Origin of the sequence: Synechococcus sp. CS-1333 (assembly GCF_025128015.1) — a bacterium.
Taxonomy (GTDB): domain Bacteria; phylum Cyanobacteriota; class Cyanobacteriia; order PCC-6307; family Cyanobiaceae; genus MW101C3.
Genome location: NZ_JAHLYO010000005.1, coordinates 20,902 through 36,973 on the forward strand (window position 1 = coordinate 20,902; position 16,072 = coordinate 36,973).

Genomic DNA, 16,072 nt, shown 5'->3' on the forward strand with positions numbered 1-16,072 from the left:
GAGCGCAGTGCATCGTTGCCTGGATGAACGCTAGAGCAGCGCGACCAAGGGGAGGGCGTCACAGCTGATCGGCCGCCAGGCCGGAGCAGCCTGGGCACCACAAAAAGCAGCGTTGGCGCCAGCGGCGGCAGACGGCATCCAGCCGAGAGGCCTGGGCGGCTCACGACTGCTGCAGCCAGTGGGCCACGTAGGGATGGAAGTGAGCCACACCCTCCAGAAGGCCGGCACTGTAGTGACCGTTCATGCCCATGAAGCCACCGCGGGCGAGATAAAGCGCCTCGGGATGGCCGCTGCGGCACGCGGCTGCCGTGGCCTCCGCGATCACCGCGGGGTGGGCATTGGCCACCAGCACGGCGGGCACCGCGCTGACCAGAAGCGGCAGGTCATTGCCGCTGTCGCCGGCAAACACCGTGTGGCTGAGATCGAAGCCAGCGCGCTGCATCAGAAACTCCAGGGCATGCCATTTGGTGGCACTGGCAGGACACACATCCAGCAGGCCCGTGCCCTTCGCTTCGTCCACGCTGTAGATCCAGCTGCAGGCGGCGCCGTGGCCAGCCAGCCGCTCCAGCATCACCAGCTTCAACGCCTCCAGGTCGACACCCAAAGGCACATAAAAGCTGAGCTTGCAGGCACTCTGGCGATCACTCTCCTGCAGCACAAGCTGGGGAAGATCCTCAAACAAAGCCTGCAGATCCGCGGACACACAGCCAGGCCAATCGCGGCGGATGTGCTGCTGCCATGCCGCGCAGGGCTGCCAATGGCCACGATCAAGCTGGTCGAGGCGGCTGCCCACATCACTGATCACCCACTGGGGTTCAGGGAGCGCATAGGTGGTGATCGCCTCCTCCACCAGGGCCCGATGACGGCCGGTGACATACGCCAGCGTGACCTCCGCGCGCGCCGCCAGCCGTGCGAAGAGAGGGCGCGCCAGAGGCGATTCCTCGGCAGCTCCGTTGGGCAGCAGGGTGCGGTCAAGATCGGTGGCGATCAGCAACCGCGCCAAGGGCGAGACACACCTCACGCCACGGCACAGCTCATGCGCTGAAAGAAGTTGTAATGATGGATCGCATCAAGGATGCCCCAGGAATGGGCGCCGGCGGCGAAATACACCTGCTGCCATTCGCTGAGGTTGGCGAGCTCCTCCTGGTGCCGGTTGGCCACCACCACCCCCAGCGTGTTGCCTCGCAGCATGTCCTCATCGCCACCGGAGCCACCGGTCACGAGGATCTGCTCCAGGGGAATTTCATACTGGCTGGCTACGTAGCGCAAAGCCTGACCCTTGGACGCCCGTGCCGGCACGATGTCGAGGTATTGCCCGAAGGAGTAAGTGGCATTCACGGAAAGCTCTTGCTGATGCAGCAGACCATGAATGTCTTCAATGGGAGGAGCGTGGGCGGCGTCGTAGTAATAAGAAAGCTTGTAGCGGCTCTGCTCACTCTTGGGCTGCAGTGTGAGGCCGGGAATCTCATCCATCACCCGCTTGAGCACCTGGGGAGTCCAGGCATGGTTGATGTGCCGGTTCCAGGCCACATCGGTGAACAACTGGCCGGTGTAATAGATCTCCGTCCCCAGGCTGGTGATCAGAATGTCGGGAGCTGGGATGGCCTTTCGCTTCAGCAGCATCAGCACGGAATCCAGGCGCCGCCCCGTGGCGACGCCGAACATGAAGGCACGGCGGTGCGCCGTGATCACCTTCACAAGTGCCTCGAGTCCCTCGTCATCGCCGAGCAGAGTGTTATCCACCGCGGTGAAGATAGCGCGATCAAACGACTGGCGGATTCTGCCGCTGGCGGGGGGGCGCTCCGGTGGACGGTGCTGCTCAATGATCGGTCGGATCGCCGTGAGGTAACGGCTGGCATGCGCCTCCCAGGAGTAGTACCGGGCGATGTTGATCAGCCCCTGCTGGGAATAGCGGGCCCAGAGCTGGGGATCCTCAAGAATCGCCAGCAGCGCTGAGGCAATCGCGACGCGATCGGTGGGATCCACGAGCAGGCCATTGCGGCAGTTGCCGAGGATGTCCACAGGGCCGCCATTATCCGTGGCCACCAGGGGCAGCCCGCTGGCTGCGGCCTCCAGCAACGTGAGGCCGAAGGGTTCGGTGAGCGCCGGGTTCACGAACACGCCCCTTGAGGCCGTGGCCGATCGATAGATCGCCGGCACCTCCGAGGATTGATGGTGCTTGGGCAGCGCCACGATTCCATAGAGATCGAGCGCATCGATCACCAGCAGGATCTCCGTGAGCACATGCTGGGCCCCTTCATGGAGTTCCCGGATATCGTCGCGGTTGCCCATCACGATCACCAGATTGGCCAGCGCCTTCAAACGCGGCTCCTGGCCGAAGGCCTCCAGCAGGGCAATGATGTTCTTGCGCTCATCCGCCCGGGAGAGCGCCAGGATCATCGGCTTGGTGGGATCGGCAAGAAACTTGTTGATCTCCTGCTGGATGGGCGACGGATCGGCGGCGGCAGGCTCCGGGCTGGGCGGAAAGAATTGCTGGAGATCGGTGCCGGGCGGAATCACCGCCATCTTCTCGGGCGTGTAGTAATCGTAAAGTTCGTATTGGCTTTCAATCTCATTCCGCGTGCTCGTGATCACCAGGCTCGCGTGGCTGAGGGTATCTTCCTCGGCGCTGATGCGCTCGATCATGTGATAGCGGGCTTCGATCTGTTCAATCGCCATGCCCACAGCCAGCAGGCGGCGGGTCTTATCGCGCCCGAGTGAATGGCCTGTGTGCACCAGCGGCAGGCCGGTGAGGTTGGCGAGCCGCACGCCCACATATCCCGCATCGGCGTAATGGGTATGGATCAGATCGGGCCAGCGCGGCTGCTGCTTGAGCCAGGCATGGAGGGTATCGGCGAAGTTGCCGAGATAGGGCCACAACTGCTCCTTGGCGATGTAAGCCTCTGGCCCTGCCGGCAGGCGCACGATCCGGCAGTGCTCCCCCAGGGGCTCGATGGGCTGCGCATAGTCGTCGCTCACGGCGGCATCCACCACCAGCCGCGTGACCAGATCCACCTGCTCCACATGCGGCTGCTGCGCCAGTGCCTTGGCCAGCTCGACCACATATTTGGTTTGCCCACCGGTGTCCGCATCACGCCCCAGCTCGAGCTGCTGGCCGCGGATCAAGCCATGCAGGCTGATCAGCAGCAGGTAGAGGGGTCGCTCGGAAGCGCCCGGCTGCGCCGAGCGCTCCAGCCAGGTGGCGGCGGCAGCGGTCTGCTGGACGGGGTGCTGTGGCGTTGCAGCCGGCGGCACTAACTGTTGAGACGCGAGCTGTTGCCGCACAACCGGTGCGGCTGGGAGCTGCCGGGCTGTGGCGCGGCTGGATGCGCCATCGCGATGTGGGCCTGTCGTTTGCGGCGATCCGCAGGGGTGAATCAAGGGTTCAGTGGTGCTCAGACGACAACAGACGCGAAGCGGAAGCAGAACGCATCAGAGCTCTGCAACCACCCTTAGCCACCGATCCAGATCAATGCCAACGCTGAACGAGGCAGGCAGCCATGGCCAGAGCTGCTCGCCCCGACCCGGCCTGAAACCATGGAAATCACCAGAAAGCAGGCACCGAGCAAAATCCAGGCTGAAGTGGATGGCAGAGCAATCAAGAAGCAGAAAAGGACCGATCAAGGCACCATCTGATCCATGAGACGTCGGATCACACCAGAGCTGTCGCCAGCACTGAAGACGATCTGGCCAAAGCCATCTGCGCAAAGCGGGCAGAAGAATGCCACTCGAGCAATGCCCGCAGAACAATGCCCATAGACCAGAACACGTCGAGCAGTACCGGCAGACAGCCCCTCTGAGGGCAATGATCTCAACCCCTGCATAGCAGGCTCCAGTGTGATGGCGGGTCGGCAAGATTCAGCAACGCCCTGCGATTGCCACGCGCGATGCTCAACCATCAGAACCACCGACAACTGGCAGCCATGAGAGACACAGATGCCTGCGGCACTGCACACAGTCGCAGCCCTTCTTCAAGCCGAGACAATGAGCAATCTGGAACGCCCGGCACATAAGCATACGTTCGCGCAATCTTTATACCATGGTTTCCCATTGTTTGTTCTTGCAGCGTCACTACCGCTGCGCAGACTCTCAGCCAGGTGCTGGCCAGGGCCAGCATCGGGGAAATGTCCCCGTAGGTGCCTTTGGCAATGACCAGGGACAGGCCCATCGTTCAGACCTGCGAGCGGGCGGGAACCCACGGCTCAGGACAGCCGGAAGAGCCTGCGGGCAGCCAACCAGGCTCAAAGAGCCAACGCGGCCCTGAGGCCGCCGGGGCTCCATGCCAGCACGGCCGCCGCCACACCCGCCAGAGTGGACATTCCTCAGGCGGCGGCTTGGCATGGAGCCCGGCAACGACTCTTCTGCAGCGAATGCAGCCACCCCGACGATCGGCGGCGGCTGGCCGGTGATCGACGGCTGGGCCAAGGCCACCCTCTCGCCCCGTGGCCCCCTGCTCTGGCAGACCCTCCTGCACAAGAGCGCCTGTCTCTCCTGCGCCTGGGGCACGGGCGGTCAGAACGGTGGCTTCGTCGATGAGCTGGGCGAGCCGCTGCAGCGCTGCCTCAAGAGCGTGGAGGCGATCGCGGCGGAACTGCAGCCGGCGGTGCCGGAGGGGGTGTTCGCCGAGCGCAGCCTGGCGATGCTGCAGCAGCTCAGTTCGCTCGAGGCCGACCGGCTCGGCCGCCTCAGCCATCCGCTGATCCTGCGCGAGGGCCGCAGCCATTACGAGCGCCTCGGCTGGGACGACGTGTTCGAGCTGGCCGACGCCGCCTTCCGCCGCCCGCCGGAACGGGTGGCCTCCTACAGCTCCGGCCGTTCCTCCAACGAGGCCGCCTACCTGCTGCAGCTGTTGCTGCGGGCGATGGGCTCCAACAACCTGGCCGACTGCTCCGATCTCTGCCACGCCCCCTCCACCGTGGGGCTGGGCGAGGTGTTCGGCTCGGGCACCTCGATGGTGAGCCTCGAAAACCTGCAGCAGGCCGACTGTGTGGTGCTGGTGGGCTCCAATGCCCCCGCCAACCATCCGCGGCTGATGAACGAGCTGATCCGCCTGCGTGAACGCGGCGGCAGCGTGATCGTGATCAACCCGGTGCTGGAGGTGGGGCTGCTGAAGTTCGGCTCGCCCGCCTTTCCGATCAAGTCGATGCTGCGGGGCTCGGAGATCGCCACGCTGTTCCTGCAGCCGGTGCCCGGCTCCGACACCGCCGTGTTCCTGGGCCTGCAGAAGGCGCTGCAGGAAGCGGGCCAGGTGCGCCACGACTTCCTGCGCGACCACACCGAAGGATCCGAGGCAGTGCTGGAGCAGCTGTGCGCCACCCCATGGGAGGCGATCACCGCCTGCTGCGGCCTCAGCCGCGAGGAACTCAGCCATACCGCCGCGGTGATCGCCCGGGCCAAGGGCGTGGTGTTCGCCTGGGCGATGGGCATCACCCACCACAGCAACGGCACCACCAACGTGCACGCGATCGCCAACACGGCGCTGCTGAGCGGCAACGCCGGCAAGCCCGGGGCCGGCACCATGCCGATCCGCGGCCACTCCAACGTGCAGGGCTTCGGCTCGATGGGCGTCACGGTGAAGCTGCGGGCCGAGATGCAGCAGGCGCTGGAGCGGCTGCTGGGGCGCCCGCTCAGCCGCGTGCCCGGCTACGACACCCGCGCCCTGATCGCGGCCGCCGGCGCCGGTGCGGTGGACACCCTGCTGTGCCTTGGCGGCAACCTCTGGGGCGCCAACCCGGATTCCAGCGAGGCCAAGCAGGCCCTCGGCCGCATCGACACGATCTTCTACCTGGCCACCAAGCCCAACCAGGGGCACTTCCACGGGCTAGGGCGCCGCCGCACCCTGGTGCTGCCGGTGTTCAACCGCTTCGAAACGCCCCACGCCACCACCACCGAATCGGGTAACAATTTCGTGCGCTTCAACGATCCGGGCCGCTCACACCTGAAGCACGCCGACCTGATCAGCGAGCTGGGCTTCCTGGCCGAGCTGGCCCGGCGGCGGCTGGGCAGCGATCCGATCGACTGGGGCCGCCTGCAGGATCCCATCTACGTGCGAGAGCTGATCGCCCGCACCGTGCCGGGCTACGGCGCGATCGCCACGATCGATGCCACCAAGCGTGAGTTCAGCGTGGCGGGGCGGGTGTTCGAGCAGCCCAGCTTCCCCACGCCGTCGGGGAAAGCACGGATGGAGCCCACACCCCTGCCGGCGCTCACGCTGCCTGAGCCGGCCCATTTCGGCGGCCTGGCGCAGGGGGAAGAGGGCCTGGTGCTGGCCCTGATCACCGCCCGCAGCTACTCCCAGCACAACACCGTGGTGTACAAGCCGGGCGATGCGTACCGCGGCATGCCGCACCGCAACACCATCCTGATGAACCGGGGCGATCTGGCCCGCTGCGGCCTGCGCGCCCACCAGCGCGTGACCGTGCAGGGCGAAGCCGGTGCCCTCAGCGACGTGGAAGTGATTCCCGGCGAGATCCGCGCCGGCGCCGGCCTGATGTTCTACCCCGAGGTGAACGCGATCTTCCGCGCCGCCATCGATCATCGCAGCGGCACTCCAGCCTTCAAGCGGGTGCCGGTGCTGGTGCGCAGCGGGCCTATCGCCACCGGTTAGGCCGAGCCATCACGCCGTCCATCCCCCGCAGAGAGGCATGCTCCGGCAGCGAACGCCAGACCCGTCGCCGCGGCCACCAAGGCCAGCAGCGGTCCGGCGGCAACGGGTCCGTCACTGGTGAAGACCATGCTCAGCAGGGCGCCAGCGGCTCCCGCCCCCCCCAGCACCAGGCCAGCACCCAACCCCGCGCTGGTGGCGGGCAGGGTAGCCAGGGCCGCGGCTGTGAGGCTGGTGGACACGAGGCTGTGGGCCAGACCCAGCAGCGGCAGCAGGGCTGGGCGCAAAACGGCTGGGCCAAGCACCATGAGGGCGAGCAGGGCCGCCAACGCGGCCAGGGCGATCCTCAGGCTGCGTTGCCTCCCCCAGCGGCTCACCAGATGACCTCCCCAGGGGGCCACCAGCGCCGAGACGATCAGCACGGCTGCCACCAGGTGTCCGCCGGAGGACAGCGACGACCCACCCAAAGGCACCCGGGGCAGGAGCGTCAGCAGACACGTTGTGACCACACCCACGGCCAGGGCCATGGCCAGCAGGTGCAGGGCCTGGCGGGGCGGAACGCGCACGGCAATGGCGGGCTCCCTACGGGCAGGAGGAAACGGCGGCAACCATCGCAGCACGACGAGCCCCAGGCCCAGCACGGCTGCACCCAGGGTACAGGTGAGGGCTGGCCCCAGCCGCACGGCCGCGGCGGTGAGCGGAGCTTCAAGGGCTCCCAGCAGCCCCTGCGCACAGGTCAACAGCGCCGCGACGCGTGGCAGCTGGCGCAGGGGGGCCGCCTCATGCAGCACCGCCAGTGCCGGGCTGGCCGAGCTCTGCACCGCCACCATCCAGGCCACCATCACCAGCGGCAGCAGCAGGCTGCCGGCGGGGATGCCGCGGTTCAACAGGCCTACCACCCCAAGAAAGATCAGGCCGGCCACCAGTACCGCCACACTCACAGGCAGCAGCCGGCCCCGTGCGCTCGGGTCGCGGCGGTCGGAAAGCCAGCCCGTCAACGGTTCAATCACCAGCCCCATCAAGCCGGGCAGTAGGGCAAAGGGGAGCAGTAGCCGGCTGAATCCATGGCTGCTGAGCAGGGCCGGCTGGTAGGCCCTGTAGATCATCCAGCCCAGCAGCAGGGCCATCTGCAGAGCCACCACGCCCCAGGCCAGGCGCCAGTGAATGGAAGCTGAAGGTCCGGTGCTCATGGCCGCCAGTCGGGCTGGCTCCCATGCAGGGCGGCCAGGTCTGGGAGCCGGCGCAGGGCTGTCACCGCCGCGGACAGGGACGCCGCGAACACATGCGGATCGGGACGCTCACCGGAGCAGACCGCGGCGTGGGCCAGCACGATGGCAGGAGACTCGGATCGGCTCGCCAGTTCCACGCGATCGCCAACGGGGTCCATGGGCGTGGGTCTCAATGGGGGGTCCATGGCGCTCGATTCATTCATGCTCAGAGTCCAGTGAGGGGCCAAGCGCGGGTGGAGGCGATCAAGTCCTCGTCGGAAAGGGCTTCGCTGCGGCGCACCTCCGCCTGGCGTGACTCCGCCACGGTGCGCAGCAGAACCTCCCCCATGACCTCCCGCAGCACCTGACTGGCCTCCAACGCCAGCAGCGCCTCCGAGAGCGACTTGGGCAGCCGCGGCGCTTCGGCTGGGGGCACCGAGGCGGGATCGCCGCTGAGCGGCGGGCGCAGGACCCGGGGGTGCCGCAGGGCGTCCTGCGCCACCCCAAGCACCGCGCCCATCAGCAGATAGGGGTTGGCGCTTAGGTCGGCCACCTTGAGTTCCAGGTGGCCGGGCTCGCCCCCGCCGGCCGGCACCAGCCGCAGGGCCGCCTCCCTGTTCTCCACCCCCCACACCTGAAACGGTGCCGCCCAGCGGCCCGGCGCAAGCCGCACATACGACACCGCCAGGCCGCAGGCCAGGGGCATCAGGGCAGGCAACTGCTCCAGCAGACCCGCCAGCAGCGCCTCCCCCCGTGCCGTGAGGCCGGCGGTGCCCGGACCGCCACCGAGGAGCGGCACGCCCTGGTCCGCCACGCTCAGATGCAGGTGGCCGCCGTTGCCCACCAGATCAGATGTCACCACAGGGGCAAAGCTGGAGATCCAGCCGAAGCGGCGGCTCACCTGCTGGATCACCAGACGTGCCGCCACGAGGCGATCAGCGGCCTCGAGCGGGGTCGCCGCCGCCAGCGACAGTTCAAACTGGCCGGCGCCGTACTCCGGATGCAGCTGCAGCCAGGGCAGCTCGGCCGCATCGAGAGCCTCGGCCACGGCCGTGAGGTAATCGAGCCCCTGCACCAGGCGATCGGCGCCGTAGGGACCGCCCATCACCGCCGGGGTCCAGCCGCCGGCCTCACCGCCCGGTTGGGGCAGTCCCACCATCCACTCGATCTCGAAGCCGGCCAGGGCGCTCAGGCCGGCCGCGGCGAAAGACGCCTGCTGCCGGGCACAGAAGCCGCGCTGATCGAGGGCATTGATCCCACCGCTGCGGTCGTGCCGCACGCCGGGAGCCCAGGCCCAGCCGGAGGCCGGATCGAGGGGGCGCAGGGCCGTGAGATCGGGCTTCAGGCGCAGGTCACCATCTGGCCGGGCCAGGCTCTGCTGCGGATCGATCAAGCCCGTGGCCCCGAAGGCATCAGCCACTGGTGAAAAGCCCACTCCCTGGTTGGCCACCAGCACCAGCCGCTCCAACGGCACCCCCTTCACCAGCACCGAGCCGGCGTGGTTCACAAAGGTGATAGCCAACCGGCGCAGGCCGCGCTCCAGCAGTTCGGCCATCTGCAGAGCGGCTTCGTCGTCTGCCACGTCACGACTGGCGATGGGAGGGGGGAGGTCCGGCACGGCATGGCAGCCACGGGCCCGGAAATCATTGCCCGATTCGGCGCCACAGGCCATCGTGGTGGCCACAGCTCCGGCTTCCTTGGCTCCCGCAGCCCTGCTCCTGGTCGATGTCCAGAACGGTACCTGTGGGCCGGCGACTGGTCGTGCGGGCAGCACTGAAACCAGCCAGCTTTCCCCATCGCCCCGGCCGCCCGGCTTCGACGCCCACTTCCAGGCGGCGGTCCTGCCTCGGCTGGAGCAGGCGCTGGACCATGCCCGCCGGAGCGGCCTGGAGGTGATCCACACCGTGATCGCCAACCTCACCGCCGATGGCCGCGACCGCAGCCTCGACTACAAGCGCTCGGGCCTGGGTTTCGCGCCGGGCAGCTGGGAGGCCCAGGTGATCGCCCCGCTGGCACCGCTGGCCGATGAGCTGGTGCTGCCCAAAAGCTCCTCGTCGCCGTTCAACTCCACCAACCTCGATTACCTGCTGCGCAACATCGGTATCACCGAGCTGGTGGTGGCGGGCCTGCTCACGGATCAGTGCATCGACCACACCGTGAAAGATGCGGCGGATCGCGGCTACACCGTGACCTGCCTGATCGACGCCTGCATGGCCGAATCGGCCGAGCGCCACCGAGCGGCGCTGAGCTGCTTCCGCGGCTACGGGAGGCTGTGCACGGTGACGGAATTCATCGCCGTATCCGCCTGAAGCCAATACCTGCAAGCCATTTCCTTGCTGCAAGCCATGCCCTTGCTCGTGTGGCTGTGTTGGCTATCACCCGGTGCAGAAATCGAACCGGAAGAGGGAGATGGGCCACCCCAAAGATTAGCCCCGGGAATGGCACCAATCGAGCACATCGTCCTGGACATTTGCTCAGGATTCCCTTCGTTCTCAGTCTTTCGTTTCGCACGTGGCGTGGCATGCCATGACTGGTCGCGACGCTGATTCCAGCCTTGCCGCCCTGCACTGACTGGCTGCTGGGCGGCAGGCATCGGCTCGCTGACGCGAGGCGGCAGAGACCGGCATGGCCATCGTGATGAGTGAGCTGAACAAGCGCCAGAACTGCAAGCTGCTTGTGGCCGATGTGACGCTCAACCCCTAGAGCAGCACCAGCTTCAAGCTCCGCAATCCCTGCACCCTCGACAGGGCGCTCACCCCCCCAGATAGGCCATTTCGGCGTGGGGGCGCTGCGCGGCCTCCAGCGTCTGCTCCTGACGCTCCTCGCTGTAGCGGTCGCGGCGCGCCCGCCACTGGCCGCTCAAAGCGGCGCCCAGGCCGGCCGGATCCGGGCCGGGCCGCAGCCAGGGCTTGAGATCGAGGCCAGTGGCGGCGAACAGGCAGCTGTAGGCCACGCCGTCGGCGGTGACACGCAGGCGGTTGCAGTCGCCGCAGAACGGCGCCGAGATCGAGGCCACCACCGCCAGGTGGCTGCCACCCGGGCCGCCGCTGCCACCGCCATCGCGGTAGCGCCAGCGGGCAGCGGTGCCATGGGCACTGCGGCCCACCGGCTCCAGGGGCCAGCGTTCGCCGATCCGCTGCACCATCTCCTGGGCCGGCAGCACCTGCTCGGGCGCCCAGCCGTTGCGGTTGCCCACATCCATGTATTCGATCAGCCGCAGCTCAATGCCGCGCTGCCGTGCCAGGTCCGCCAGGGGCAGCAGCTGGTCGTCGTTGCGGCCGCAGGTGATCACGGCATTGAGCTTCAGCGCCCCCGCCGCCGGATCGAAGCCCGCCGACTGGGCGTGATCAAGGGCCGCCAGGATCGTGGCCAGGGCCCGATCGCCAGCCGCCGCGCCGCCTCGCAGCCCGCCCATGCGGGCCACGCTGGCGCCGTCGGTGCCATCGAGGCTCACCGTGAGCCGGTCAAGGCCGGCCTGCCGCAGCCGCTGGGCCCGCTCCGCCGTGAGCAGCAGGCCGTTGGTGGTGAGAGCGATCGCCTCGAGCCGTGCTGTACCCGCCGCCTGACGCAACGGCCGCAGCGCCGCCACAAGGGCCTCCACGCCGGGGTGCAGCAGCGGCTCGCCGCCTGTGAGCCGCAGGGTGCGGAAGCCGAGCGCCGCCGCCTCGCTCACCAGCAGCAGCCGCTCCTCGTGGGTGAGCAGCTCCGGCGGATCCTCGGCGTCCGGGCAGCAGTACGGGCAGGCCAGGTTGCAGCGGGCCGTGAGCGAGAGGCGCAGCACCCCAGGCGGGCGGCCCAGCCGGTCGCGCAGAGGGGGGGCGCCCGCTGAGGCAGGCGGCAACGGCGAGGAGGGCCCGGTCATCGGCTCACCCTGGCGGAATGGCCTGGGAAGTGACGAGCCAGGGGCCGGGCCAGGCCGTTGGTCGGTTGCAGTTCCGCAACGCCGCCGCCGGCAGCGGCACGGGCCGGTGCCCGCGCCGCTGCAGCCAGCCCAGCAGGCGCCGGTCACCGGCCGCGAGATACAGCCGCAGGGCGGCGCGGTTGGCCGCCGTGGCCGGATAGATCCCCAGCAGCGGCTGATCCCGCCGGCCGTCATGGGCGGTGAGCAGGGTGCCGGCGGGAACGGCCGCCCCAGCTGGCCCCGTGCCATCTGTCTCCGTACCACCTGCCTCCGTGCCGGCAGCGATCAGGGCCTCCAGGCTGGGGCGATCGAGCCAGGGCATGTCCACCGGACAGAGCAGCAGACGGTCGCCGGGGTAGCGGTCCATCAGGCGGGCGAGGGCCGTGAGCGGTCCGTCCCAGGGGGGCGGTTCATCGATCACCTCCACCGGCGCCGGGGCCAGCAGGCGATGGGCGCGGTGGCGGCTGAGCAGGCAGACGGGCCTCTCCAGGCTCAGCAGCAGCCGCAGGCTGCGCTCCAGCCAGGTGCCGCCCTCGGGATGGGGCAGCAGCGCCTTGTCGGTGCCCATGCGCCGGCTGCCCCCCCCGCTCAGCAGACAGCAGCGCAGCGGTGCTGTGCTCATGCAGGGGGGGGCACCAGGGCCAGGCGCTGCTGCACGAAGCCTGCCACGCAGGCTGCGGCGGCCTCCCGCTCGCCATCACGGAACAGCTCATGCAGGCTGCGCTCGAACCACACCACCTGCCGTTGCTCAACCGGGCTGCCCAGTTCCTGCAGCAGGATCGCCACCGACGCCGGCGCCACCACCGGGTCGCGGCGGCCCTGCAGGATCAGCACCGGGGCCTGCACCGCCGTGAGGCGGGTGCGGGTATGGCGGATGAAATCGAGCAAGGTGGCGATCGCCCCGATCGGCGCCCACACGTAGCTGGTGTCGCCGGCGGCCAGGGCCGGATCGGCGTAGCGCTTGCGCAGGGGCCAGCGCGGCAGCACAACCAGAATCAGGGGCGTGAGCGGAGCCAGGGGCCCGCCCGGGGCCAGCGGGGAGGTGAGCTGAATCGGCGCCGACGCCAGCACCACGCTGTCGATCAGGGTCGGGTGGTCGGCGGCGAGCTGCAGGGCGATCAGACCGCCCATGCTGTTGCCCACCACGATCACCCGCTCGGCCCGGGTGCACAGCTCCTCCATGGCGGCGTTGGCTGCCGCCATCCAAGCGGGCCAGGTCACGCCCCGCAGCGCCTCGGGGCTGGCACCGCCATGGCCCGGCAGGGTGGGCAGAGCCAGGGGTACACCGAGCGCTTTCAGCGGGGCCACGAGCACGCGCACGGAATCCGGGCTCCCCGCGAATCCATGCAGCAACAGCACACCGAGGGGGGCCAGGGAGACGCTCAGGGGGAGTGATGGTCCAGTCTGACCCGCGCCGACATCCGCGCTTCTGGATTCACCCCGGCAAAGGTGGGCGGCAGCCACACGCGCACCACCATCAGCACCGCCATGGTGATCAGGAACAGACACACGGCCAGGATCTGGTGCCAGTCGGTTTCGAGCACGCCCTTCACGATCACCTCTCGCAACACCGACACGATCGCGATCTCCACCGACACCCCGATCGACACACGCTGCTCCTGCAGATAGATGATCAGCAGCCGGAACAACTCCACCAGGATGAGGATGAACAGGATGTCGGCTGTGATGGCGTGAAAGCGCGGCGTGCTCATCAGCGTGGAGTAGATCTCCCGCATCTGCAGCACCATCACCCAGAACAGGCCCACACACAGCGCCACCGCAATCAGGTCCTGCACCGCCTCCAGGGTCTGCACGATCTGCACGCGCCGGAACAGCTGATGCCAGGGAACGCTGCCGGTTGCAGTGATCGTGGCGGCTGCAGGGGTGGCCGGGGGTGGGGCCGCAGCTGGGGTGCTGTCGGGCGAACCGCGGCCTTGCTCGGTGATTGGGCTTGTTGGGCTGGCGAGAGTGTCCTGCATGAACCTTGACCGAATGGATCGCAGCCTATGGGGCGCCAACTTATCGGTCAATTACCTATAGATAGGTAGACCTTATTGCACTGATTGGGACGTCATTCACTTGGGGCTTCACTGACTGGGGGGTCATTGATCGGGGGACAGCTTGAGAGGTCTTGCTCGTGGATCGGGGCGCGAGGCTCTGATCGCACTGTTCTGAGCGGCCTGAGCTGAACACCCCCGCCAGATCCGACCAGCCCCCGACGGTCCTTTCGCCGATCGCCCCTCCGCCTGATTCCCCCGCTTGACCGTCACCCCTGCCCCTGATCACCCCTCCTGCGGAGCCAGGCGGAAGCGCAGCAAGGTTGTTCCGCTGGCGTCCTGCAGCAGCAGATGGTGCTGATCGATGCGCCAGCGGCGCACCCGCTCCAGGGCATCGCTGTAGCGCTGCTCAAGCTCCATCACCGGCGGGCTGCAGCCCATGCGCGTGCTCGCCAGCTGGGGGAAGCGTATCGCTGTCCCCTCAAGGCTGAAGCCGCCCATCAGGCGATTGCAACCGCCACTGCCGGCCAGCTGCAGGCGCTCGGCCGAGAGCTGCAGCTCGATCGGCTGAGCGCCAGGCGGCGCGACCAGCTTCTGGCCGCCAAGGCCCTCCAGCCGCCAGGTGGTGCCCCGCAGCGGGGGCGCCTCCCTGGGGCAACCCCGGCCGGGGGTGAGGGCCAAGAAGCTCTCCACCACCAGGGTGCGGCGTGGCGGCTGGCCCTGCTCCATCGACGGCCGTTGGGTGATCAGTCCCTGCAGGCTCACCAGCAGCGGCTGGCCCGGTCGGTCTGCCGGGCAGGCCGCCAGGTAGGCACGCTCCAGGGCCAGGTAGCCGGCCTCCATCGCCACGGGCAAGCGCTGGCCGGTGGCGCACAGGCGGATGCTGGCCGCATCGGCCATGTAGGAGAACAGACCCGTGAGCTGCAGGCGCGGGTCGATGGGCGCGGCCTGGGGCAGGCGCGTCAGCCGGTCGTTGGCGTTGGCAGAGGCCGCACCCACCTGGGAGTTGAGCTGGCGCAGCGCCGCCCCGGCGGCAAGCGGCTGCAGAAGCAGCGGGGGCTCACTGCCACGGCTGAGCTCCAGCCGCCCCGTGCCGGGCTCCAGCCGCCAACGGCCGATGGCATCAAACGCCTGGGGCTTCGGCCGGCTCAGGGATGTCTGCCGCAGTTGATAGGTGCCATCGGCGGCCAGGTCGAGATGCCAGCGGACCGGGCCGCCCGCACCGGGAAGATCCCCCTGCCAGCTAGCGGGGAGGGGGCCGAGCGAGGCCGGTGGTGAAGGCCGCCGCGTGCTGCTGTCGGTGGGGGGCCGCTGGCTGATCAAGGCGCCGGCACCGGTGGACGCGGCCAGCACCGGTGCCGTGATCACAGCCACCAGGGCGACCACCATCCCGCGCCCCATTCCGGGCAAAAGGCCCCGTGCCCGGCGAGCCTCTTCAGTGGCGCGGGCAACACGCCACCGCAAAGCGCGGTGCGGCATCGGCATCGGCACGGTTGGCGCGTTCAAGGTGACGACTTTGAACGTACAGGCGGCTGCCTCACAGCCAGACCATGGCTACCGACGCCTGAGCACCCGCCCGAACGCATGGGCCACCGCCTCAGAAACACAAAGGCAGCCGAACAGCGGTCAGATCACGACACGATGATTGCCTGGAACGCCTGCCACATGAAATCAGGGCACCGCGAAGGAATGCCAGGAGCCATGCAAGACCGTGTGGCCAGTTCGCGATGGTAACGAGCTGAATCAAGAGGGCGAGCTACGTTTTATTCACGAGGTGTCCCGCTGCACTACCTGGATACGGATTAGATCGTTTGCTCAGACTTGAACGACTTGCAGATCCTGGATCTACAAGCTAAATCCAGAGCTTGTGCTATTGACGGCGGCATCGCAAGCCCAAAGCAGTAGCAACGCCTCCGCTGCAACTTAAAGCTGAAAGATCCTCTCCATTATTTTAAATCAGGAGTCATCGTAATGAACTTGGACGCCTGGCGACTTCGCCAGATCCATGCCAATGTTCTAAACATTGCTCAAGACAACCACGACGTGCTTGAGCCAATGGGCCAGGATGCCCTGACTATGGCCTTGGCAGGCGGCTGATTGACGCTCGATCCGAAGTGGAACCCATCGAAAGGCAAAGCCGATGCCAGCTTTTTCGATGGGATTACTCAGCTCTTAGGTAAGATCAAATCATGGCATGCAGATTATGCAGAACATTATCAAGATCGATGATTTGCACTATTGGATCGAACCGCTTTCGCCGGCCAGCGTCCCTTCAAGCCACTTGGAATAGCAGCCACCGATCAACGGCTAACTCGCTCGATTCCCACCTTAAAAATGGCGCGGGGCAAACTGCGCAGCCTGA

At 67.7% G+C, this 16,072-nt stretch carries 13 protein-coding genes; 3 read left to right on the top strand and 10 right to left on the bottom strand.

What is annotated here, in order from left to right; genetic code table 11:
• Window positions 1–160: 160 nt before the first annotated feature.
• Window positions 161–1,003: an HAD-IIB family hydrolase gene (locus KQ303_RS00730; protein WP_259728753.1), complete on the bottom strand. Its 843-nt coding sequence runs from the start codon at window positions 1,001–1,003 to the stop codon at window positions 161–163.
• Window positions 1,004–1,017: 14 nt separating this feature from the next.
• Complete coding sequence (locus KQ303_RS00735) at window positions 1,018–3,255, bottom strand: HAD-IIB family hydrolase (RefSeq protein WP_259728754.1); 2,238 nt, start codon at window positions 3,253–3,255, stop codon at window positions 1,018–1,020.
• Window positions 3,256–4,339: 1,084 nt separating this feature from the next.
• Here KQ303_RS00735 and KQ303_RS00740 point away from each other — a divergent pair.
• A complete protein-coding gene (locus KQ303_RS00740) occupies window positions 4,340–6,607 on the top strand; it encodes an FdhF/YdeP family oxidoreductase (RefSeq protein WP_259728755.1) in 2,268 nt (755 codons plus the stop codon).
• Here the strand turns inward: KQ303_RS00740 and KQ303_RS00745 are convergent.
• The 3 genes from KQ303_RS00745 to KQ303_RS00755 are packed head-to-tail and all read right to left on the bottom strand — an operon-like array spanning window position 6,604 to window position 9,430.
• A complete protein-coding gene (locus tag KQ303_RS00745; protein ID WP_259728756.1) occupies window positions 6,604–7,794 on the bottom strand; it encodes an MFS transporter in 1,191 nt (396 codons plus the stop codon). The two genes, KQ303_RS00740 and KQ303_RS00745, sit on opposite strands and share 4 nt — an antisense overlap.
• Window positions 7,791–7,991 carry a hypothetical protein gene (locus tag KQ303_RS00750; RefSeq protein ID WP_259728757.1) on the bottom strand — a complete coding sequence of 67 codons (201 nt, stop codon included), beginning with the start codon at window positions 7,989–7,991 and terminating at the stop codon, window positions 7,791–7,793. Before KQ303_RS00750 ends, KQ303_RS00745 begins: the two co-directional genes overlap by 4 nt.
• A 47-nt stretch (window positions 7,992–8,038) precedes the next feature.
• Window positions 8,039–9,430: a glutamine synthetase gene (locus KQ303_RS00755; protein WP_259728758.1), complete on the bottom strand. Its 1,392-nt coding sequence runs from the start codon at window positions 9,428–9,430 to the stop codon at window positions 8,039–8,041.
• A gap of 79 nt (window positions 9,431–9,509) precedes the next feature.
• Here KQ303_RS00755 and KQ303_RS00760 point away from each other — a divergent pair, with 79 nt between their 5' ends.
• Window positions 9,510–10,121, top strand: coding sequence for a cysteine hydrolase family protein (locus KQ303_RS00760; protein ID WP_259728759.1), 612 nt, complete (start codon window positions 9,510–9,512; stop codon window positions 10,119–10,121).
• 443 nt (window positions 10,122–10,564) lie between these two features.
• Here KQ303_RS00760 and KQ303_RS00765 read toward each other — a convergent pair whose 3' ends face one another.
• From KQ303_RS00765 to KQ303_RS00785, 5 genes are all read right to left on the bottom strand, one after another.
• The gene (locus KQ303_RS00765; protein WP_259728760.1) at window positions 10,565–11,674 is read right to left on the bottom strand and encodes a GTP 3',8-cyclase MoaA; all 1,110 of its coding nucleotides are present in this window, start codon (window positions 11,672–11,674) and stop codon (window positions 10,565–10,567) included.
• A 4-nt stretch (window positions 11,675–11,678) separates the two neighbouring features.
• Window positions 11,679–12,335: a molybdenum cofactor guanylyltransferase gene (locus KQ303_RS00770; RefSeq protein WP_259728761.1), complete on the bottom strand. Its 657-nt coding sequence runs from the start codon at window positions 12,333–12,335 to the stop codon at window positions 11,679–11,681.
• Window positions 12,332–13,177 carry a carboxylesterase gene (locus KQ303_RS00775; RefSeq protein ID WP_311134090.1) on the bottom strand — a complete coding sequence of 282 codons (846 nt, stop codon included), beginning with the start codon at window positions 13,175–13,177 and terminating at the stop codon, window positions 12,332–12,334. The genes KQ303_RS00770 and KQ303_RS00775 overlap by 4 nt, the downstream gene beginning before the upstream one ends.
• A complete protein-coding gene (locus KQ303_RS00780) occupies window positions 13,096–13,692 on the bottom strand; it encodes a phosphate-starvation-inducible PsiE family protein (protein ID WP_311134091.1) in 597 nt (198 codons plus the stop codon). Before KQ303_RS00780 ends, KQ303_RS00775 begins: the two co-directional genes overlap by 82 nt.
• Before the next feature lie 303 nt (window positions 13,693–13,995).
• Window positions 13,996–15,099 carry an META domain-containing protein gene (locus tag KQ303_RS00785; protein WP_259728763.1) on the bottom strand — a complete coding sequence of 368 codons (1,104 nt, stop codon included), beginning with the start codon at window positions 15,097–15,099 and terminating at the stop codon, window positions 13,996–13,998.
• A gap of 540 nt (window positions 15,100–15,639) precedes the next feature.
• On the opposite strand from KQ303_RS00785, the gene KQ303_RS14685 reads away from it, so the two are divergent.
• Window positions 15,640–15,807 carry a glycosyltransferase gene (locus KQ303_RS14685; RefSeq protein WP_399232516.1) on the top strand — a complete coding sequence of 56 codons (168 nt, stop codon included), beginning with the start codon at window positions 15,640–15,642 and terminating at the stop codon, window positions 15,805–15,807.
• Window positions 15,808–16,072 lie beyond the last annotated feature (265 nt).

Coding starts and splice junctions, on each gene's coding strand:
- KQ303_RS00740 (WP_259728755.1), top strand. CDS start 4,340: ATGGAGCCCGGCAACGACTCTTCTGCAGCGAATGCAGCCACCCCGACG.
- KQ303_RS00745 (WP_259728756.1), bottom strand. CDS start 7,794: ATGAGCACCGGACCTTCAGCTTCCATTCACTGGCGCCTGGCCTGGGGC.
- KQ303_RS00750 (WP_259728757.1), bottom strand. CDS start 7,991: ATGGACCCCGTTGGCGATCGCGTGGAACTGGCGAGCCGATCCGAGTCT.
- KQ303_RS00765 (WP_259728760.1), bottom strand. CDS start 11,674: ATGACCGGGCCCTCCTCGCCGTTGCCGCCTGCCTCAGCGGGCGCCCCC.
- KQ303_RS00770 (WP_259728761.1), bottom strand. CDS start 12,335: ATGAGCACAGCACCGCTGCGCTGCTGTCTGCTGAGCGGGGGGGGCAGC.
- KQ303_RS00780 (WP_311134091.1), bottom strand. CDS start 13,692: ATGCAGGACACTCTCGCCAGCCCAACAAGCCCAATCACCGAGCAAGGC.
- KQ303_RS00785 (WP_259728763.1), bottom strand. CDS start 15,099: ATGGTGGTCGCCCTGGTGGCTGTGATCACGGCACCGGTGCTGGCCGCG.